Source organism: Bosea sp. NBC_00550 (assembly GCF_026020075.1).
Taxonomy (GTDB): Bacteria; Pseudomonadota; Alphaproteobacteria; order Rhizobiales; family Beijerinckiaceae; genus Allobosea.
In genome coordinates, this window is sequence record NZ_CP102772.1 from 50,670 (window position 1) to 70,846 (window position 20,177).

At 67.3% G+C, this 20,177-nt stretch carries 18 protein-coding genes and 1 pseudogene; 11 read left to right on the forward strand and 8 right to left on the reverse strand.

The window, feature by feature from the left end; translation table 11 throughout:
- The first annotated feature begins 67 nt into the window (after positions 1–67).
- On the forward strand, positions 68–865 hold the full coding sequence (locus tag NWE53_RS00275; protein WP_265052409.1) for a L,D-transpeptidase: 798 nt from the start codon (positions 68–70) through the stop codon (positions 863–865).
- 71 nt (positions 866–936) lie between these two features.
- Here the strand turns inward: NWE53_RS00275 and NWE53_RS00280 are convergent, their stop codons facing one another.
- The 3 genes and pseudogenes from NWE53_RS00280 to NWE53_RS00290 form a co-directional block, all read right to left on the reverse strand.
- The gene (locus NWE53_RS00280; protein WP_265052410.1) at positions 937–1,740 is read right to left on the reverse strand and encodes a DUF2076 domain-containing protein; all 804 of its coding nucleotides are present in this window, start codon (positions 1,738–1,740) and stop codon (positions 937–939) included.
- A 103-nt stretch (positions 1,741–1,843) separates the two neighbouring features.
- Complete coding sequence (locus NWE53_RS00285; protein ID WP_265052411.1) at positions 1,844–2,605, reverse strand: L,D-transpeptidase; 762 nt, start codon at positions 2,603–2,605, stop codon at positions 1,844–1,846.
- Between the two features lie 214 nt (positions 2,606–2,819).
- Positions 2,820–4,225: pseudogene (locus NWE53_RS00290) on the reverse strand (MATE family efflux transporter).
- A gap of 158 nt (positions 4,226–4,383) precedes the next feature.
- Here NWE53_RS00290 and NWE53_RS00295 point away from each other — a divergent pair.
- From NWE53_RS00295 to NWE53_RS00340, 10 genes are all read left to right on the forward strand, one after another.
- Positions 4,384–5,613 carry a M20 family metallo-hydrolase gene (locus NWE53_RS00295; RefSeq protein WP_265052412.1) on the forward strand — a complete coding sequence of 410 codons (1,230 nt, stop codon included), beginning with the start codon at positions 4,384–4,386 and terminating at the stop codon, positions 5,611–5,613.
- Between the two features lie 97 nt (positions 5,614–5,710).
- Positions 5,711–7,123, forward strand: coding sequence for an amidase (locus tag NWE53_RS00300; RefSeq protein WP_265052413.1), 1,413 nt, complete (start codon positions 5,711–5,713; stop codon positions 7,121–7,123).
- 216 nt (positions 7,124–7,339) lie between these two features.
- Positions 7,340–8,935, forward strand: a complete 1,596-nt coding sequence (locus NWE53_RS00305) for an ABC transporter substrate-binding protein (RefSeq protein WP_265052414.1) — start codon at positions 7,340–7,342, stop codon at positions 8,933–8,935.
- Positions 8,936–9,071: 136 nt separating this feature from the next.
- The gene (locus NWE53_RS00310) at positions 9,072–10,013 is read left to right on the forward strand and encodes an ABC transporter permease (protein WP_265052415.1); all 942 of its coding nucleotides are present in this window, start codon (positions 9,072–9,074) and stop codon (positions 10,011–10,013) included.
- The gene (locus tag NWE53_RS00315; protein ID WP_442864919.1) at positions 10,010–10,921 is read left to right on the forward strand and encodes an ABC transporter permease; all 912 of its coding nucleotides are present in this window, start codon (positions 10,010–10,012) and stop codon (positions 10,919–10,921) included. Before NWE53_RS00310 ends, NWE53_RS00315 begins: the two co-directional genes overlap by 4 nt.
- A 112-nt stretch (positions 10,922–11,033) precedes the next feature.
- A complete protein-coding gene (locus tag NWE53_RS00320) occupies positions 11,034–11,969 on the forward strand; it encodes an N-carbamoyl-D-amino-acid hydrolase (RefSeq protein WP_265052416.1) in 936 nt (311 codons plus the stop codon).
- Between the two features lie 18 nt (positions 11,970–11,987).
- Positions 11,988–13,151 carry an amidohydrolase/deacetylase family metallohydrolase gene (locus tag NWE53_RS00325; protein ID WP_265052417.1) on the forward strand — a complete coding sequence of 388 codons (1,164 nt, stop codon included), beginning with the start codon at positions 11,988–11,990 and terminating at the stop codon, positions 13,149–13,151.
- A 147-nt stretch (positions 13,152–13,298) separates the two neighbouring features.
- Positions 13,299–13,781 carry a GNAT family N-acetyltransferase gene (locus NWE53_RS00330; RefSeq protein ID WP_265052418.1) on the forward strand — a complete coding sequence of 161 codons (483 nt, stop codon included), beginning with the start codon at positions 13,299–13,301 and terminating at the stop codon, positions 13,779–13,781.
- Between the two features lie 52 nt (positions 13,782–13,833).
- Positions 13,834–14,292, forward strand: coding sequence for a RidA family protein (locus NWE53_RS00335; protein WP_265052419.1), 459 nt, complete (start codon positions 13,834–13,836; stop codon positions 14,290–14,292).
- The gene (locus NWE53_RS00340) at positions 14,289–15,410 is read left to right on the forward strand and encodes an alanine racemase (protein WP_265052420.1); all 1,122 of its coding nucleotides are present in this window, start codon (positions 14,289–14,291) and stop codon (positions 15,408–15,410) included. The genes NWE53_RS00335 and NWE53_RS00340 overlap by 4 nt, the downstream gene beginning before the upstream one ends.
- Positions 15,411–15,517: 107 nt before the next feature.
- Here the strand turns inward: NWE53_RS00340 and NWE53_RS00345 are convergent, their stop codons facing one another.
- From NWE53_RS00345 to NWE53_RS00365, 5 genes are all read right to left on the reverse strand, one after another.
- Positions 15,518–16,108, reverse strand: a complete 591-nt coding sequence (locus NWE53_RS00345; RefSeq protein ID WP_265052421.1) for a DUF2345 domain-containing protein — start codon at positions 16,106–16,108, stop codon at positions 15,518–15,520.
- A gap of 85 nt (positions 16,109–16,193) precedes the next feature.
- On the reverse strand, positions 16,194–16,922 hold the full coding sequence (locus NWE53_RS00350) for a DUF1028 domain-containing protein (protein ID WP_265052422.1): 729 nt from the start codon (positions 16,920–16,922) through the stop codon (positions 16,194–16,196).
- 12 nt (positions 16,923–16,934) lie between these two features.
- Complete coding sequence (locus NWE53_RS00355) at positions 16,935–18,734, reverse strand: gamma-glutamyltransferase family protein (RefSeq protein ID WP_265052423.1); 1,800 nt, start codon at positions 18,732–18,734, stop codon at positions 16,935–16,937.
- A gap of 159 nt (positions 18,735–18,893) precedes the next feature.
- On the reverse strand, positions 18,894–19,193 hold the full coding sequence (locus NWE53_RS00360; protein WP_265052424.1) for a GIY-YIG nuclease family protein: 300 nt from the start codon (positions 19,191–19,193) through the stop codon (positions 18,894–18,896).
- A gap of 135 nt (positions 19,194–19,328) precedes the next feature.
- Complete coding sequence (locus NWE53_RS00365) at positions 19,329–20,165, reverse strand: ABC transporter permease (protein WP_265052425.1); 837 nt, start codon at positions 20,163–20,165, stop codon at positions 19,329–19,331.
- Positions 20,166–20,177: the final 12 nt, after the last annotated feature.

Here is a 20,177-nt window from a genome sequence, read left to right on the forward strand (position 1 = left end):
GGCGATTCACCATTCCTTTGAGGCAGCGCCGCAGGCTCCCGGCAGTTGATGTCGAGAGTATTGCGTGATGCGTCGAACGATTGTGCTTCCGCTGCTGGTCGTTGCCGGCACCCTGGCTGCGAGCGCGGCCGTGGCGCAGGGCTATGCCGCCCCGAACGACCCCATGGCCGCCGCCCGCGGCCGGGCGAATTATGGCGGCGGCTTCATCGAGATGCTGATGACCGGCCGGGACCCGACGCCCTATGGCCGCGGCGGCGCCGTCTACAATCGCCCCGGCGGCTACGCTTATGGCCAGACGGTCCGATCGGCGCCCGGCTACGAGGTCGACCCGTTCGAGGCGGCGGGGCAGCCGCGTGCCGGCCGCCGCATGGCCGCGCTCGGCGAGCCGGTCGAGCCGCAGCAGGGCATCCAGCAGATCGTCGATCCGCGCTTCCGCAAGCAGGAGGTCGCCTATGACGGGCCGCACAAGCCCGGCACGATCATCATCGACACCCCCCAGCGTTTCCTCTTCCTGGTGCAGCCCGGCGGCAGGGCCCTGCGTTACGGCATCGGCGTCGGCCGCCCCGGCTTCTCATGGGCGGGGATGAAGACGGTGTCCCGCAAGGCGGAATGGCCGAGTTGGACGCCGCCGGCCGAGATGCTCAAGCGTCGGCCGGATCTGCCGCGCTTCATGGCAGGCGGCCCGGAAAACCCGATGGGCGCGCGCGCCATGTATCTCGGCTCGACGCTCTACCGCATTCACGGCACCAACGAGCCCAATACCATCGGGCAGGCGGTCTCGTCAGGCTGCATCCGCATGACCAATGACGACGTCACCGATCTCTACGAGCGCGTGCGCGTCGGCGCCAAGGTGCTGGTGATCTGAGGCGGAGCGGAGAGCCGCTCGCAAGAAAAAGCCCGCCTTCTCAGGCGGGCTTTGTCGTTTCGGTGCTGGCGTCAGACCCAGCTGTCATCGTCGCCGGAATCGAGGCCCGGATCGTCGTCCTCGTAAGTCGCTGGCTCGGATCTGGCCTCGCCGTCATAACCCTGGTCGTAGCCCGAGCGATCCTGCGCTGCCTGGTCCGAGGCGCCCTGGTCATAGGCCGCCTGTTGCGTGCTGGCACCGGCATCGGTGTTGGTGCTGGCGTTCGTATCCGCCGCGGCCGCCGGGGTCGCGGGCTTGGCAGCGTTACCCGCGCCGCTGAAGGCATTGGTCAGGACGTTGCCGAGGACGAGACCGCCGGCGACGCCGGCCGCCGTCGTCAGGGCGCTCGCCATGAAGCCGCCGCCACGGCCGGCGGCCTGCTGCGGCTGGTTGCTCCACGGGCCGGGCTGCGCGGACGCGGCGGCCTGCATCGGCGCCGCCTGCATGGGCTGGCCCTGCGGCTGCGTGTTCCAGGCGCCGGACGGCGCGGGCGCGTCGCCGCGCGGCGGGACGGAGGGCACCGATCCGGCACGCGGCGGGCTGGCGCCGCCGAAGATGCCTGACAGGAAGCCGCCGGCCGCCGGCTGGGATGCGGCCTCGCTGGCGCGGGTCTGAGCTTCGCGCAGCTGCGCCTGCAGGCTCTCGACCTGCTGGTTCAGATTGGTGAGGGCCTGCTCCTGCACATAGACCGCCTGGGCCATGGCATAAGGCGCATAGGGCTGCTCGCGCAGGCGTTCTGCGATGAAGTTCTCAGCCTCGGGGTCGCGGGGCTGATTGGCCGCCTGTTTCAGGCGGTCGAAAATCCCGGCGATCACGTCGCGTTCCTGCGGCGTCATCGTCATCTCCTCTCGTTGCGCGGCATTGCTTGCGCCGCGCTCAAGAGGTGGGACCGTCCTGTGACAGTATCAAGGCCGAAGCCGCGGCACGCTGCCGCGCGCTTCAGATGCTGCCGCCGAAATCGTCATCCGGCGGCGGGATCTCGTCGCCGTCCATATTCGGCTGCAGCGTGCCGCGGTTGAGCACCACGACGGCCGTGCCGGTCGGCACGCGGCTGTAGAGGTCGATGATGTCCTGGTTGAACAGGCGGATGCAGCCGGACGACACCGACTTGCCGATCGACCACGGCTCGGACGTGCCATGGATGCGATACAGCGTGTCGCGGCTGCCCTGGTAGAGATAAAGGGCGCGGGCACCGAGCGGGTTCTCGAGTCCGCCGGCCATGCCGGCAGCCCAGGCGCGGTTCCGCTCCGGCTCGCGGGCGATCATCGCGGGAGTCGGGGTCCAACGCGGCCACTGCGCCTTGCGGGCGACGGTGGCCCGGCCACGCCAGGACATGCCCTGCTTGCCGACGCCGATGCCGTAGCGGATCGCCTTGCCGTTCTCCTGAACGAGGTAGAGGAAGCGGTTGTCGGTATCGACGACGATGGTGCCGGGCTGCTCGCGCGTCGGATACGACACGATGCGGCGCAGGAACTGCGGATCGACCTCGTCCAGGTCCGTCGCCGGCAGCGGGTGCTGCTCGTCGGGCCGCTCGCCATACATCGTGAGATACTCGGCACTGACATGCGGCCCACGCGAGGCAACCTCGAAGGGTTGCTGGCGCTGGCCTACGCAGGCCGCGAGGAAGAGCGGGGTCAGCGCCGCAAAAACGCGACGGGTCGGCCGGGCGAGGGAAGAGGCGGGCGGGCGGGCGGGGGACATCGACAAAAAACTCGGCGTTGCGGGCGGGAAATCAACGGTGGGACGGCGCCGGGGTTCCATGCGCCGTTGCAGGTCCCCGTTCAAGGTTCCCGAGATGGCCGTGGGGTGAACAGGAGGTGGCCAAATTGTGTCCGTGCAACTCTGTTGCCGATCAGCCACAGACGGGGTCGGGTCACACCCCTGCATCAGGCGCCGCTTCGATGAGCGGATTAAGCTAGGACGCTTCCCTCAAGCCCCACCGCAGCAGGCCCAGCCGCTCGCGCGCCCACCAGCGCCACAGCATCATCACGGCGACGACGGCAAGCCCGATCGCGAGCCCGATCCAGATGCCGCGCCCGGCGAGCGGGGTCAGGAAGCCGAGTGCCGCTGAAAGCGGCAGGCCGATGCCCCAATAGCCGATGCCTGCCAGGATCATCGGCAGGCAGGTGTCGCCGAGCCCGCGCAGGATCGACGAGCCGATGACCTGCGCGCCATCGGCGATCTGGAAGACCGCGGCATAGAACAGGAAGATCATCGCGAGCTGCGCCACCGCTTCCGCCCCCGGCTTGGAGCGGTCGAGGAAGGGCGCGACCAGCCATTGCGGCACGACAGCCATCAGCAGAGCCGTGCAGGTCATGAAGCTCAGGGCGAGGATGAGCGCCATGGTGCCGGCGCGGCGGATGCCGTCCTTGTCGCCGGCGCCGAAGGCGCGGCCCACGCGCACCGTGCCGGCCTGGCCGATGCCGAGCGGCACCATGAATGTCAGCGAGGCGATCTGGATCGCGATGGCGTGCGCCGCGAGGGAGGACGCGCCGATCAGACCCATCAGGAAGGCGGCGCCGTTGAAGATCACCACCTCGAAGGCGAGCGTCAGGCCGATGGGCAGGCCGAGGCGCCAGAAGGCGCGGTAGCGCGACCAGTCCGGCACCCAGAAGCGGCCGAGCAGATGATAGCGCCGGAAGCGCCGGTCGAGCACGACGACGAGCGCCAGCCCCGCGAACATCAGGGCCGATGACAAGGCCGTCGCCAGCCCCGAGCCCGGCAGGCCGAGCGCGGGAAAGCCCAGCTGCCCAAACATCAGGCACCAGTTGGCGAGGGCGTTGAAGGCGACCGCGAACAGCACGACGATGAAAGCCCAGCGCGGCCGCTGCAAAGCGGCGACGAAGCCGCGCAGGCACAGATAGAGGAAGAAGGGCAGCAGGCCCCATTGCAGCGTGTGGACATAGGAAGCTGCTGCCTTCGACAGGCCGGGGTCCTGCCCCATCGCCCTGAGAATGAACTCGGCCTGCCACAGAAACAGCCACATCGGCCCGACCATCGTGGCGGCGGCCCAGAAGCCTTGCCGCACCGTGCGGCGCAGATCGCGCACCGCATGCCGGTTGCGGCCGAGTTCGATCGCGATCATCGGCGAGACCGCACCCATCACGCCGATGCCGAAGATCAGCACGGAATTGTAGAGATTGGTGCCGAGCGCGCCGGCTGCCAGGGCGTCCGGCTGAGATGGCCCATCATGATGACGTCGGTCGCCGTCATCGCCGTCTGCGCGACATTGGTCAGCACCATCGGCCAGCTGAGGGCGAGCATGGCGCGCGCCTCGGTGAGCCAGGGACTGAGCGGTTGCGAGGCGTCGGCGATCGTCATGAAGCTCTTTCTCGGGGCGCCGCTTCTACTCCCGATTGCAACCCCGAAACAGCCACGCCCATGTCTGACGCCGCCCGGAGCCGATGCGCTGGACGCGGGTCGACAAGCGACGTCGCGGTCTGCATCTTGCCTTCCGGAACGCAGGGGGGCCTGAAGCGATGAGCACCAATCTGAGGATCGACGGCGCGAGATTGACCTCGCGCCTCGGAGAACTCGCGAAGATCGGTGCCACGCCGGAAGGGGGCTGCCGCCGCCTTGCCCTGACCGACGAGGACAAACAGGGTCGCGACTGGCTCGTCGCTCAGATGCAGGCGCTCGGCCTCGACGTCCGCGTCGACGCGATCGGCAACATCGTCGGCATCCTGAAGGGGCTCGAGGACGGACCGGCTCTCATCATGGGCTCGCATATCGACACGGTCGGCACCGGCGGGCGCTTCGACGGCGCGCTCGGCGTCGTCGCCGGCGTCGAGGTCCTGGCGGCGCTGCGCGATGCCGGGCTCACGCCGAAGCGCGACATGGCCGTCATCGCCTTCACCAACGAGGAAGGCGCCCGCTTCCATCCCGACATGCTCGGCTCCTATGTCTGGGCCGGCGGCATGAGCGTCGATGCGGCCCACAAAGAAGTCGATTCCGAAGGCGTCGGCCTCGGCGCCGAGCTGAAGCGCATCGGCTACGAGGGTGCCGAGCAGCCGGGCTTCCTGCCCGCGCATGCCTATCTCGAGATGCATATCGAGCAGGGGCCGATCCTGGAGAGCGAAGGCGGCGGCCTCGGCGCCGTCACCGGCATCCAGGCGATCTGCTGGCTGGAGCTCACCCTGAAGGGGCGCCCGAGCCACGCCGGCACGACGCCGATGGCCTATCGCAAGGATCCCGGCCTCGCTGCCGCGCGCATCAACATCTTCGCCAACGAGCTGACCAAGACGATCCCACACCAGCTCGCCAATTGCGGCGTCATCCGCACGCAGCCCGGCAACGTCAATGTCGTGCCCGAGACGGTGGTGATGACGCTCGATCTGCGCAATCCGCTCGATGCGCCGCTCGCCCAGGCCGAGGAGGCGGTGCGCCGCTTCTGCGCCGAGCTGGCCGAGCGCGACGACATCCAGATCTCGTTCCGCGACCTCGCGCGTTTCCCCGCGACGCCCTTCGCCGAGGAGTTGATCGCCGAGATCGAGCGCAGCGCCGGCGAATTCGGGCTGCCGATCCGGCGCATGATCTCTGGCGCCGGCCATGACGCGCAGATGATGGCGCGGCTCTGCCCGACCGCGATGGTCTTCATCCCCTCGATCGGTGGGCTCTCGCACAATCCGGCCGAGTTCAGTACCGACGACGACATGGTCGCCGGCGCCAACATCCTGCTCAGCACGGCCTGGCGCGTCGCCAACGCCTGAAAGCGCTTGAACAGATCAGCCCTCATCCTGAGAAGCGCCACTGGTGCGACTCAGGATGAGGGCTCTGTTTCCCGATAAGGTCATAAAAGGAGCTTCGATGACGACGATCGCCTCGCTTTCCGCCGCCGAGCTCGGCCCGCTCTACGCCAGCAAGGAACTCTCTCCCGTCGAGGTCGCGAAGGATGCGCTCGCCCGCATCGAGCGCTTCGAGCCCGACATCAACGCCTTCACCGTGCGCGGCGACGCCGTGGCGCTGGCGATGGCGGAAGCGTCGCAGGCACGCTGGCTGAAAGGCGAGGCGGTCGGCCCGCTCGACGGCGTGCCCGTCACCATCAAGGACAATATCGGGGTCGCCGGCTGGTCGATGCAGCGCGGCTCCGCAATCGCCTCCGACGCGCCCTTCGCCGAGGATTCGCCGGCCACGGCGCGGCTGCGCGAGGCCGGCACGGTCTTCCTCGGCAAGACCACCATGCCTGAATATGGCTGGAAGGGCGTCGGCGATTCCCCGGCCTCGGGCATCACGCGCAATCCCTGGAATACCGGGACCGGGCCCGGCGGTTCCTCCTCCGGTGCCGCTTCCTGCGCCGCGCTCAATCTCGGCTGTATCCATATCGGTACGGATGGCGCCGGCTCCGTGCGCATTCCGGCTGCCTTCACCGGTGTCGTCGGCCTGAAGCCGAGCTATGGCCGCGTCCCGGCCTGGCCTGTCTCGACCATGGGTTTCCTCGCCCATATCGGACCGTTGACCCGCACCGTCACCGATACCGCGCTGGCGATGCAGGTGATCGGCCAGCCCGATACCCGCGACATGACCGCGATGACGAGCCGCCCGCCGGATTATGTCGACGGGTTGAAGGGCGGCGTCAGGGGTCTGCGCGTCGCCTGGTCGCCGCGCCTCGGTCAGGATGTGATCGTCGATCCCGAGATCGCGGCGCTGACGGCAGCCGCTGCCCAGGTCTTCGCCGAACTCGGCGCGACGGTCGAGGAAGTCGATCCCGGCTTCGCCGACCCCGTCGAGACACTGATGACGATCTGGGCGTCCGGGGCGGCCCTGGCGCTGCGCGGCGTCGACGCGGCGACGCGGGCACGGATGGATCCCGGCCTCGTCGCGGTGGCCGAGCGGGGCGAACGCATTCCGGCATCGACCTATGCCGACGCGCTGCTCAACCAGCGCAATGCTCTGGCCTCGCGCATGGCGCAGTTCCATGCCCGCTACGACCTGCTGCTGACCCCGACGCTGCCGCTGCCGGCCTTCGCCGTCGGTCGCAACACGCCGGAGCATGGCGCCTATGGCGAGGACTGGACGCGCTGGACGCCCTTCACCTACCCCTTCAACATCACCGAGCAGCCGGCGGTCTCGGTGCCTTGTGGGCTGACACGAGCGGGGCTGCCGGCGGGGCTTCAAATCGTAGGCGCCTTTGGCAAAGATGCACTGGTGCTCAGAGCGGCTGCGGCCTTCGAACAGGCCCAGCCTTTTGCGCGCATCGATCTGCCGGTCAAACCGCTTTAATCGCGAATTTTTTCGCTATTGTCGGAATTTCCGCATAATATTGCAATGGGAGCGACAAGCCAAGGATTCCAGCTCCTGAGGCTCCGTGTGGCACGAACCGTGCAGGCGGCCGAAAGGTCTCGATCAGGTGCCATTGCTTGTTGTCAGGCAGGATTTTTCTGCCCAGACTTGCAGCAAGGCAGCCCGATCAGAGGCGCCGCTTCAGGGGAGAACATAATGGATCGCAGGACATTTCTGAAATCCGCGACGGGCGTCGGCGTAGCCGCAGCCACGGGCGGGCTGGCGATGCCGGCGCTGGCGCAAGGGGCAAGCAAGACCCTCCGCTTCGTGCCGCAGGCCAACCTCGCGAATTTCGACCCCATCTGGGGAACGCAATACGTCGTCCGCAACGCCGCCGCGCTGGTCTGGGACACGCTCTACGGCATCGATTCCAAGTTCCAGCCGCAGCGCCAGATGGTCGAGGCCGAGGAGGTCTCCTCCGATGGCCTCACCTGGACCTTCAAGCTGCGCTCCGGCCTGAAATTCCATGACGGCACGCCGGTCACGTCGAAGGACGTGGTCGCGAGCCTGGTGCGCTGGTCGGCGCGCGACCCGATGGGCCTGATGATCCGCGGCCTGCAGGTCGAGCTCGCCCCGGTCGACGAACTGACCTGGAAATGGACGCTGAAGCAGCCCTTCCCGAAGATGCTGCTGGCGCTCGCCAAGAACAACGCCCCGTGCTCCTTCATAATGCCGGAGCGCATCGCCAAGACCGACCCCTTCACGCAGATCACCGAATATGTCGGCTCGGGCCCGATGAAGTTCCTGCGCAGCGACTGGGTGCCCGGCGCCAAGGCGGTGTTCGAGAAGTTCGCGGACTACAAGCCACGCTCCGAGAAGGCGGACTGGCTCGCCGGCGGCAAGAACATCCTCGTCAACCGTATCGAATGGGTGATCATGCCCGATGCGGCGACGGCGGCCGCAGCGCTCCAGAACGGCGAGGTCGACTGGTGGGAGACGCCGCTCGCCGATCTCGTGCCCGTGCTCAAGGCGCATAAGGACATCAACGTCGATATCGGCGATCCCCTGGGCAATGTCGGCGCCTTCCGCATGAATCACCTCTTCCCGCCCTTCAACAATCTGAAGGTGCGTCAGGCCGTGCTGACGGCGCTGAACCAGGAAGACTACATGCGCGCCGTCGTCGGCGACGACGACAAGCTCTGGAAGTCGCTGCCGGGCTTCTTCACGCCGGGCACGCCGCTCTACACCGAAGAGGGCGGCGACATCCTGAAGAAGCGCAACGTCGCCGAGGCGAAGAAGCTGCTGGCCGAGTCCGGCTACAAGGGCGAGCCCGTCGTCTGCGTCGTCGCGCAGGACATGGCAGCCACCAAGTCGATGGGCGACGTCACGGCCGAGTTGCTCAAGAGCATCGGCATGAACGTCGATTTCGTCGCCACCGACTGGGGCACGGTCGGCTCTCGCCGCGCCCAGAAGACCCCGCCGGGGCAGGGCGGCTGGAGCATGTTCCACACCTGGCACGCCGGCGCCGACTGCATCAATCCGGCCGCCTATACCGCGATCCGGGCCAATGGCGAAAAGGCCTGGTTCGGCTGGCCTGACGTGCCGACCGTCGAGGCAGAGGTCACCAACTGGTTCAATGCCAAGGACCTGGCCGGCGAAAAGGCGGCGATGGCCAAGCTCAACAAGGCGGCGGTCGAAAACGTCGTCTATGCGCCGACCGGCTTCTATCTGAGCTACCAGGCCTGGCGGAAGAACGTCTCGGGCGTCGTCAGCGGCCCGCTGCCCTTCTTCTGGGACGTCACCAAGGCCTGATGCCTGTCGCGGAGCGGCGGGGCCGCTCTGCCTCTTCGGAGCCGGCCCGGCCGCTCCGACACCTCGCCTCGTCGCGACCCGGACGAAAACCGGGCCGCGGCTCCTGGATTCGATGTGAACGAGGCTCGTCGGCCTTATGCTCGCTTTTGTTGTCAGGCGCATTTTCACGACCATCCCTGTGATGGCCTTCGTGGCGCTGTTCGTCTTTTCGCTGCTCTATATCGCGCCGGGCGACCCGGCGGCCATCATCGCCGGTGACCAGGCCTCGCCCGCCGATGTCGAGCGCATCCGCGCCAGCCTCGGGCTCGACCGGCCCTATCTCGTGCGCTTCGCCGAATGGTCCTTCCGCGTGCTGCAGGGCGATCTCGGCACCTCGATCTTCACCTCGCTGCCGGTGACGCAGCTCATCTCCCAGCGCATCGAGCCGACCGTCTCGCTGATGGTGCTGACCCTGATCTTCGCCGTCGTCATCGCCGTGCCGATGGGCGTGCTCGCGGCCTGGAAGGCCGGGAGCTGGATCGACAAGGCCGCGATGGCCTTCGCCGTCCTCGGCTTTTCCGTGCCGGTCTTCGTCGTCGGCTACCTGCTCGCCTATTTCTTCGCGCTGAAGCTCGATTGGCTGCCGGTGCAGGGCTACACCCCGATCTCGCAGGGCCTGTGGCCCTGGCTGCGGAACCTGATCCTGCCCTCGGTGACGCTGGGCCTCGTCTATATCGCGCTGATCGCCCGCATCACCCGCGCCACGATGCTCGAGGTGCTCCAGCAGGACTACGTCCGCACCGCCCAGGCCAAGGGCGTGGCGCAGAAGGACGTGCTCTTCCTGCACTCGCTCAAGAACGCGGCGGTGCCGATCGTCACCATCATCGGCATCGGCATCGCGCTTTTGATCGGCGGCGCGGTCGTCACCGAGAGCGTCTTCGCCATTCCCGGCCTCGGCCGGCTCACCGTCGATGCCATCCTGCGGCGCGACTATCCCGTGATCCAGGGCGTCGTGCTGATGTTCAGCCTGGTCTACGTGCTGGTGAACCTGCTGATCGACCTGACCTACACCCTCGTCGACCCGAGGATCCGCTATTGACCGCGCAATCGTCCATTCCGGCCCCCGTCGGCGTCGTGGCTGCCGAGCCGATCAAGGCTCCCGGCCTCAGCCGCTCCGTGCGCTTCCGCCGCTATCTGCGGCGCCACCCCTCCGTCGCGATCGGCGGCGGCCTGCTCGTGCTGATGGCGCTCATCGGCATCTTCGCCCCGCTGCTCGGCACGGTCGACCCGACCGCGATCTCGCCGTCCAGGCGCACCCGCGTGCCCTCCGAGCTCTACTGGTTCGGCACCGACATGCTCGGCCGCGACATCTACTCGCGCGTGATCTACGGGGCGCGGGTCTCGCTCCTCGTCGGCTTCAGCGTCGCCGTGCTGTCCTCGGTCGTCGGGCTGACCATCGGCCTCTTCGCCGGCTTCGTGCGCTGGGCCGACGGCATCATCATGCGCGTCATCGACGGCATGATGTCGATCCCGCCGATCCTGCTCGCCATCGCCCTGATGGCGCTGACGCGCGGCTCGGTCGGCAACGTCATCCTCGCCATCACCATCGCCGAGATCCCGCGCGTGGCGCGCCTGGTGCGTGGCGTCGTGCTGTCGCTGCGCGAGCAGCCCTATGTCGAGGCTGCCGTGGCCAATGGCGCGCGCGTGCCGCGCATCATCATCAGACATATCCTGCCCAACACCTTCGCGCCGATGAGCGTGCAGGCGACCTATATCTGCGCCAGCGCCATGATCGTCGAGGCGATCCTGTCCTTCATCGGCGCGGGCGTGCCGCCGGCGACGCCGTCCTGGGGCAACATCATGGCCGAGGGCAGGGCGCTCTGGCAGGTTAGGCCGCACATCATCCTGTTCCCGGCCGTGTTCCTCTCCATCACCGTCCTCGCCGTCAACCTCCTCGGCGACGGCCTGCGAGACTCCCTCGATCCGCGTCTCGCCAAGTCCCTCTGAAAGCCAGCCCTGCCGCTGGAACAACCCTCGCCCTGCATTGCCGGCGCTTGACGCGCCGGCTCAGTGCTTGAAAGCCTTCGCTGTAGGGTGATCTTCATCCGGAGCCTATGACGTGACCCGCATCCTCACCGTCGCCGCCGCCCAGCTCGGCCCGATCCAGCGCGCTGAAAGCCGGGCCTCGGCCGTCGCCCGCCTGATCGAGCTGATGCGGCAGGCCAAGGGGCACGGCGCCGATCTCGTCGTCTATCCGGAAGCGGCGCTCACCGCCTTCTTCCCGCATTGGTGGATCGACGACGAGGACGAGATCGACAGCTGGTTCGAGACGGCGATGCCCTCGAACGAGACCGCGCCGCTCTTCGCCGAAGCGGCGCGCCTCGGCATCGGCTTTCATCTCGGCTATTGCGAGCTCGCCTTCGAGGAGGGCCGCAAGCGCCGCTTCAACACCGCGATCCTGGTCGACAAGACCGGCTCGATCGTCGGCAAGTACCGCAAGATCCATCTGCCGGGGCATCCCGAGCATCGCCCAGCCGCACCGTTCCAGAATCTCGAGAAGCGCTATTTCGAGACCGGCAATCTCGGCTGGCCGGTCTGGCGGACGATGGATGCCAATATCGGCATGATGATCTGCAACGATCGCCGCTGGCCGGAGAGCTACCGCTCCATGGGCCTGCAGGATGTCGAGCTGGTCGTGCTCGGCTACAACACGCCCAAGCACAACCCGCCGGCGCCGGACCATGACCGGCTCGGCAATTTCCACAACCAGCTCGTGATGCAGGCCGGGGCCTATCAGAACGCCACCTGGGTGGTCGGCGTCGCCAAGGCAGGGCCCGAGGCCGGCGTCGACCAGATCGGCGGCTCCTGCATCATCGCGCCGACCGGAGAGGTCGTCGCGCAGGCCGTGACCGAGGGCGACGAACTCGTCGTCGCCCGTTGCGACATGGACCTCGGAAAGAGCTATAAGGCCTCGACCTTCAATTTCGCCAGGCATCGCGAGCCGCAGGCCTATGGCCTCATCGTCGAGCGCAAGGGCGCCGTCTCCCCGGTTTGATCATCCTAGAGGACTAAAATGACCCACGATCTCATCCTGAAGGGCGGCCGCGTCATCGACCCGTCGCAGAAGCATGACGGCATTCTCGACGTCGCCTTCACGGACGGAAAGGTGTCCGGCTTCGGCAAGGACCTGAAAGGCGCCAAGGAGATCCGCGACGTCTCCGGCTACATCGTCTCGCCGGGCCTGATCGACCTTCACACCCATGTCTACTGGGGCGGCACCTCGCTCGGCATCGACGCCGACGAGTTCTGCCGCCTTTCTGGCGTCACCACCTCGGTCGACACCGGCTCGGCCGGCCCCGGCAACTGGCCCGGCTTCCGCAAGCATGTGATCGAGCAGAGCCAGGCGCGCATCCTCGCCTATCTCCACGTCTCGCATGCCGGCATCTACGGCTTCGACCACCGGGTCATGGTCGGAGAGAGCGGCGATCTGCGCCTGATGAACCCGATCGACTGCGTCGAGGTCGCCGACAAGAACCGCGACTACATCGTCGGCATCAAGGTCCGCGTCGGCCTCCATGCCTCGGGCAACTCCGGCATTGTGCCGCTCAACATCGCGCTGCAGGTCGCCAACGAGGTCGGCATGCCGCTGATGTGCCATATCGACCATCCGCCGCCGTCCTATGAGGAGGTCATCGGCATGCTCCGGCCGGGCGACGTGCTGACCCACGCCTTCCGCCCCTTCCCGAATGCGCCCGCGACGGCGCAGGGCACGGTGAAGCCGGAGGTGTTGGCCGCCCGCAAGCGCGGCGTCATCTTCGACATCGGCCACGGCAAGGGCTCGTTCTCCTTCAAGACGACGCGCGCCATGCTCGCCAACGGCTTCGAGCCGGACGTGATCTCGTCTGACGTGCACAAGCTCTGCATCGACGGCCCGGCCTTCGACCAGGTCACCACCATGTCGAAGTTCCTCTGCATGGGCATGAGCCTGAACAACGTCATCGCCGCCTCGACCGTGAACGCCGCCATGGCGCTGAAGCGGACCGAGTACGGTTCGCTCAAGGTCGGCTCGCTCGGCGATGCGACAATCCTGACCGTCAGGGAAGGCAAGTTCGACTATGTCGACGTCGTTGGCGAGCACCTGATCGGCGACAAGAAGATCGCATCCGAAGGTGTCGTGCTCAAGGGCAAGTGGTGGCACCCGAAGCGGACGAGCAAGTTCCCGAAGGTCGCGGCTTAATTGCCGCGCACGACACGCGGCGTCATTCTCGGGCGAAGCGAAGCGCAGACCCGGGAAACTCGGGGCGTTGGCGCGCAGGAGACTCCTTCGGCGGAAGATGCTCGGGTCAAGCCCGAGCATGACGGGCGAGGAGGGGGCTGGCGCCCGATGGCGCCCTCCGATCTGCCGGCCGTGATGGCGATCGCGGCCGTCGTGCATCCGGATTATCCCGAGGATGAGGCGGTCTTCGCCGAGCGGTTGCGGCTGGCGCCTGTGGGCTGCCATGTTCTGGCCAGCGAAGGCGGTGGCCTGCTGGGTTATCTCGTCAGCCACCCCTGGCCCGACGGCATGGTGCCGGCGCTGAACTCGCTGCTCGGCGAGATCCCGCAAGGCACGCGGAACTGGTATATCCACGATCTCGCGCTTCTGCCCGAAGGCAGGGGCGGCGGCGCTGCCGGCGGGATCGTCGCGCAAATTGCGGATCATGCCGCGCTGGCCGGCTGTTCGAGCCTCGCGCTGGTCGCGGTCAACGATTCGACCGGCTTCTGGTGGCGCCATGGCTTTCGCGAGGTGCATGACCCCGTGCTTGATCGCAAGCTCGCGAGTTATGACGATGCGGCCCGCTACATGCGCCGCGAATTACAGGTTTGAGCCCAAGGGCCGGCGCGACAGATGCCGGCGAAGGATTGAGGAGAGAAACGCCATGAGCGCCGAAGACAAGCTGAAGGAACTGGGTTTGACCCTGCCGGAGGTGCCGACGCCGATCGCCACCTATGTCAGCTTCAAGCAGGTCTGCGACATCGTCTATCTTTCGGGCCAGGGCCCGAAGCGGGCGGACGGCACCTATCCGACCGGCAAGGTCGGCAAGGACGTCACGATCGAGGAAGCCTATGAGCACGCCAAGCAGACCGGCCTCGGCCTGCTCGCTGCGATGAAGAAGGCGGTCGGCTCGCTCGACAAGGTCGAGGTGGTCAAGCTGCTGGGCATGGTCAACGGCGCCCCCGATTTCGCCGACCAGCCCAAGGTCATCAACGGCTGCTCGGACCTGTTCGTCGCCGTCCTCGGTGATCGCGGCCGTCATGCCCGCTCGGCGGTCGGCATGGGTTCGCTGCCGAACAACATGACGGTCGAAATCGAAGTCATCATCCGGGTGCTGCCATGAGCGTCACCGCGACCACATCGCAGGCTGTCGACCAGCCGGCCTCGACGCCGCTGGCCGCCGAGATCGCGCGCGTCTACGGCACGCCGGCCGTGGTGATCGATCTCGACAAGGTCGATGCCAACATCGCGCGGCTCCAGGCCGCCTGCGACGCAGCCGGAGTCGCCAACCGCCCGCATATCAAGACGCACAAATCGCCGGAGCTGGCGCGGCTGCAGGTCGAGGCCGGCGCGCGCGGCATCACCTGCCAGAAGCTCGGCGAGGCCGAGGTCATGGCCGATGGCGGGCTCGACGACATCATGATCAGCTACAACATCCTCGGCGAGGAGAAGCTGGGCCGCCTCGGCGCGCTCCAGCGCCGCGTGCGGATGATCGTCGCCGCCGACAACCCCGTCACCATCTCCGGCCTGCCGCACGCCGGCGAGATCGCAGGCCGTGATCTGGAGGTGGTCATCGAATGCGATACCGGCCGCAAGCGCGCCGGCGTCGAGACGCCGAACGAGGCGGTGGAACTTGCGAAGATGGTCGCGGCCTCGCCGGGCCTGCGCTTCGCCGGCTTCCTGATGTACCCGCCCGAGGATGGCTGGGAACGCACGCAGATCTTCCTCGACACCGCCAATGCCGGCCTGCGCGATGCCGGCCTCAAGGCCGATATCATCTCGACCGGGGGCTCGCCCAACATCCCCAACATGGGCAAGCTGAAGGGCGCGACCGAGCATCGCTCGGGCACCTCGATCTTCAACGACCGCATGCAGATCGCGGCCGGCGTCGCGACGCTGGAGGATTGCGCGCTCACGGTCTATGCGACGGTGGTGAGCCGGGCCGGGGCGGAGCGGGGCATCCTCGATTCAGGCTCCAAGACGCTGACCAGCGACAAGGGCAATCTCGAGGGCCACGGCTACATCCTCGAATATCCCGCGGCGAAGATCGCGCAATTCGCCGAGGAGCACGGCTTCCTCGACCTGTCGGCCTCGAACAAGCGGCCGGTCGTCGGCGAGGTCGTCCGGGTCGTCCCGAACCATGTCTGCGTCGTCGTCAACATGGTCGACCGGCTGGTCACCGTGCGCGGCGACAAGCTGATCGGCGAGTTGCCGGTCGCCGCGCGTGGGCGGTTGACCTGACTGAAGCGCATCCGCATTTCTGCGAAACGCGGATGCGCTTCATTTCCTGGCTTGGTCGCATTTTCTTCACGCGAACCGGCTGCCACTTCGCTTGAAAATGCTCGGCCTCAGTTCTGGAGGATCTTGGATCCTTTGATCGTGACAGTGCCGGACGCCTTGGCATCGAGGCGTCCGGATGCCCTGAACGTGATGTCGCGCCCCTGAAGCTCGACGCTGCCGTCCTTCCGCATATTCAGCTTGGCGTCGCCGCTCTTCAGCGTCGTGGCATCCGCACTCTCGATCGAGAGCGCCTTGCCGACGCGGACCGCCATATCCTTTCCGACGCTCACCGCCATGTCCTTGCCGGAGGTGACGTTGAAGTTCTGCCCGCTGTCGATCTCGCAGCCGATCGCCGCGGCGACGCTGAAACTGCGCGTTTCAAGGGCGATCTCCTGGCTGCTGCTGACGCGCAGGCGGTTGCCGACGGCGAGGCTTGCATGGCCGCCGGCGGTCATGGCCAAGCCGCCTCCGGACGTCAGCGTCATGGAACTGCCGGCGCTGAGCGCGATGCCGAGGCCGCAATTCACGGTCAGCGATCCCGGTGCATTGATGACGACATTGCCACCTCGGTCGGCGGAGATCGCTTGCGTGAGAAGCGCGATCTGGGCTTCGAGCGCGGCGATCCGGCGCTGAAGGGCTTCGGTGTCCGGATCGGCCATCAGCGCCTCCCGCAGGCTCGGTTGGTAAGGTGACGAAGCGTCAGCTTACCACGGCCTGCAGGCTCCGAGAACGCGGCTCGCCGGATCAGGCTGCCGGGTGCCGGGCGTTCCAATGGGCGGCGTAGTCCTCGCAGAGCCTGTCCAGTTCGGCCCTGTCGGTGACGCCGGCCGGGCGCCCACGCGATGGCGAAGCCTGCTGGAACGGCACATAGCGCTGATGCGCGATGCGCCAGAGCCGGCGCAGCTCCGCCAGCGGATCGGCATGATCGTCGACGCGGATGTCGAAGCTCGGCACCGGCTCGCCGTTCCAGATGCGGATCGCGGCTGATTGCCGGCCGCGCTTGTCGCCGCCGGCCTTCTCGCCCGCTTCCAGAGCCACCAGCAGCCGCTCATCGAAGTCCAGTGCCGAGGAGGCGATGTAGGCCTTGAGAGTGTCCTGCACGACTTCAGGGCCCGCGAGCATGTTGCCGGCGACCGAGACCTGCGGCCCGTCCACCGCCCCGCACCAGTCGATGCAGGCCGCGCCGGTATGGGCGGCAATCCGGCCGTCACGGTCGATGACGTGAAGCTGGCGATGGGCGCGGCCTTCGTCGGCCGCCGTCAATGTCGCGACGATCTCGACGGCCGAGCGCGCCTCCTGCAGCAGCCGCAGGCCATCGAGGCCGTAGAGCGGATTGACGAAAGCCTGCGTCGCGATGGCGCCGATCCGCCCGCCGCCAAAGGGCACGCGCGAGCCGACGGCGAAGGCGCAGGTCGAGACGGCGACGCCATAGGCGCCGGTCGCGGCGTCGCGGGCGACGATGGACCAGGTCATGCAGGCTATTCCTCAGCGGCCGGCGGCATAGGCCTGCATCAGACGCGGCGTCGCGGCGGCGCGCAAGAGGCCGTCACTGCCGCGTTCCGCCGCAGTCAGCCGCCCGACCGTCCAGGCCGGCGCCTTCTCCAGCGCATGGCCGCGGCGTTCCAGCTCTGCCAGCGCCGCGCTGCCGATGCTCTCCTCGATCATCATATGGCCCGGTCGCGAAGACCGCGGATAGAAGGAGGAAGGGAAGTGCTGGGTGTGGAACAGCGGCAGGTCGATCGCTTCCTGCAGGTTGAGCCCGTGATGGACCCGGCGCAGGAACAGGCCGAGCTGCCATTGCTCCTGCTGGTCGCCGCCCGGCGTGCCGAAGGCGAGCCGGGGCTCGCCCTTCTCGAAGGCGATCGTGGGCGTCAGCGTCGTGCGGGGGCGCTTGCCCGGCGCGAGCGAGGAGGGCAGGCCCTCCTCCAGCCAGAACATCTGCGCGCGCGAGTTGAGCGGGAAGCCGAGCTCCGGGATCACCGGCGAGGACTGCAGCCAGCCGCCCGAGGGCGTCGCCGCGATCATGTTGCCCCATTTGTCGATGACGTCGATATGGACGGTATCGCCCTTCCGCCCGGCCGCGACCATCGACGCCATGGTCGGCTCGCCGACGCTGGCGCCGCCCTGTGCGGGCTGGGCGATGGCGCCGAGCGCCCTCAGCGCATGCGCCACCTGGTCTTCGTAGCCGGACACGATGCCGGGCCTGAGTTCCAGGGAGGCCCGCTCGCCGATCAGGCCGCGCCGGCCGGCCGCGTAATCCTCGGAGAGCAGGGTCGCGAGCGGCACCTTCACGAAATCCGGGTCGCCGTAATAGGCCTCGCGATCGGCAAAGGCGAGCTTCATCGCCTCGACGACATGATGGACGAATTCCGGGCTCGCCGGCCCCATCCCGGCAAGGTCGATGCCTTCCAGGATCTTCAGCGTTTGCAGGAAGGCCGGGCCCTGGCCCCAGGGGCCGATCTTGAAGACCTCCCAGTCGTGATAGCTGACCGAGGTCGGCGTCTCGTAGGTCGGCCGGTAACTCGCCATGTCCTGCGCGGTGAGCAGGCCCTTGTTGCGGCGGCCGGAGGAATCCATCACCTCCTGCGTGCGGCAGAAGCGGTCCATGGCCTCGGCGACGAAGCCCTTGTACCAGGCGTCATAGGCGGCCTGGATCTGCTCCTGACGGTCGCTGCCCTTCGCTTCCGCCTCGGAGAGGATGCGCTTGTAGGTCGCGGCTGCCGCCTTGTTGGCGAAGAGCTTGCGCGCTTCCGGCACATTGCCACCCGGCAAGTAGACCGCGCCCGAACTCGCCCACTCATTGGTGAAGAGGTCGGTGAGTTCGCGGATCGAGTCCGAGACGCGCGGCAGCATCGGGTGGCCGTTCTCGAAATAGCCGATCGCGGGCTCCAGCACCTCGCGCAGCTTCAGCCGGCCATGGTCGCGCAGCAGCGTCATCCAGCCCCCGAAGGCGCCGGGGATCACGGTGGCAAGCAGCCCGGAGCCGGGAATCAAATCGAGGCCGAGCGCCTTGTAGGCAGCGATGGTCGCAGCCTGCGGCGCCGGCCCCTGCGCGCAGAGCGTCTCAACCTTCTTCGTGTCGGCCGAATAGAAGATGGCGGGCATGTCGCCGGCCGGGCCGACGAGATGCGGCTCGACCACCTGCAGCACGAAAGCGGCGGCGGCGCAGGCGTCGAAGGCGTTACCGCCCTTCTCCAGCATCGCCATGCCCGACGCGGTGGCGAGCCAATGCGTCGAGGTGACGACGCCGAAGGTGCCGAGGATTTCGGGGCGGGTCGTAAACATGGGCGTGTCCAGTTTGTCAGAAAAAGGAATGGTCAGGCACGGAGCGGCTAGGTCTCTGCTTTCCGCTCAGCCCTCATCCTGAGGAGCCGCGAAGCGGCGTCTCGAAGGATGTTCCAGAAGGCTCGTAGACGCATCGCAAAGCGATATTGAAACCGCGGATCATGTTCGGCGCCTTGCGAACTCGGGGAGTTGCTCCCAGCGACCATCGATCATGGCTTGCTTCTTACGTCGCGACCAACCCTTGACGCGCCGTTCCATGGCAATCGCATCGAGAATATTGGGGAAATGCTCCGCGAAGGCCAAGGTGACGGGTCGCCGAGTGAAGGTGTAGCTACCGGGGTGCAGCCCCGCATTGTGCTGACTGATCCGGGCTTCGATCTCTCCGCGCGAAGTTCCGGTGTAGAAGCTGCCATCGCTGCATTCTACGATGTAGAGCCAGCATCCATCCTGTTTCCGCATGACAGCCGGAGCTCCAAAGAATCCCAACCTCGTTCGGTCGAGGCTTGCTGGCAACCTCGGCGGAGCGTTCTGGAGCATCCTTCGAGACGCCGCTTCGCGGCTCCTCAGGATGAGGGCTGAGTAGGTGGAGATCATCTAGCCCTCCTTTGGATCGAGCGCGTCGCGCAGGCCGTCGCCGAGCAGGTTGAAGCCGAGCACGGCGAGGAAGATACAGACGCCCGGCGCCACCGACATCCACGGCGCCTGCTCCATGAAGTTCTTGGCGACGTTGAGCATCTGACCCCAGGACGGCGACGGCGGCTGCTGGCCGAGGCCGAGGAAGGAGAGGGCGGCTTCCAGGATGATTGCCTGTGCCATGAACAATGTCGACTGCACCACGATGGGGGACAGGGTGTTGGGCAGCACATGGCGGAACATCAGCCGCAGGTCCCGCGCGCCGACCGAGCGCGCGCCTTCGACGAAATCCTCCGCCTTCACGCTCATCACCTGGCCGCGCACCAGCCGGATGAAGATCGGCACGGCCGACAGCCCGATTGCGATCATCGCATTGGTCAGCGAGGGGCCGAGCACCGCCGCGAAGGCGATGGCGAGGATCAGGAAAGGGCAGGCGAGCAGCGCTTCCGTGATGCGCGAGATCACGATGTCGGTCCAGCCGCCATACCAGCCGGCCAATAGCCCGAAGGGCAGGCCGATCGCCACCGCGATCAGCACCGAGACGATGCCGGCGAGCAGCGAGGCCTGCGCGCCGTAGAACAGCCGCGAGACCTGATCGCGCCCGAGCTCGTCCGTCCCGAACCAGTAGAGTTCCGAGGGCGGCTTGCGGATGGCGAGGAAGTTGGACTTGAACGGGTCTGCCAGCGGCAGGATCGGTGCGAGTACCGCCATCAGCACGAAGATCAGCACGATCCCGCCGCCGATCAGCGCGGACTTGTTGCGGATCAGCCGGGCGAGCACGCCGGGGCGCGCCTTCATCCCGCTCGCCGC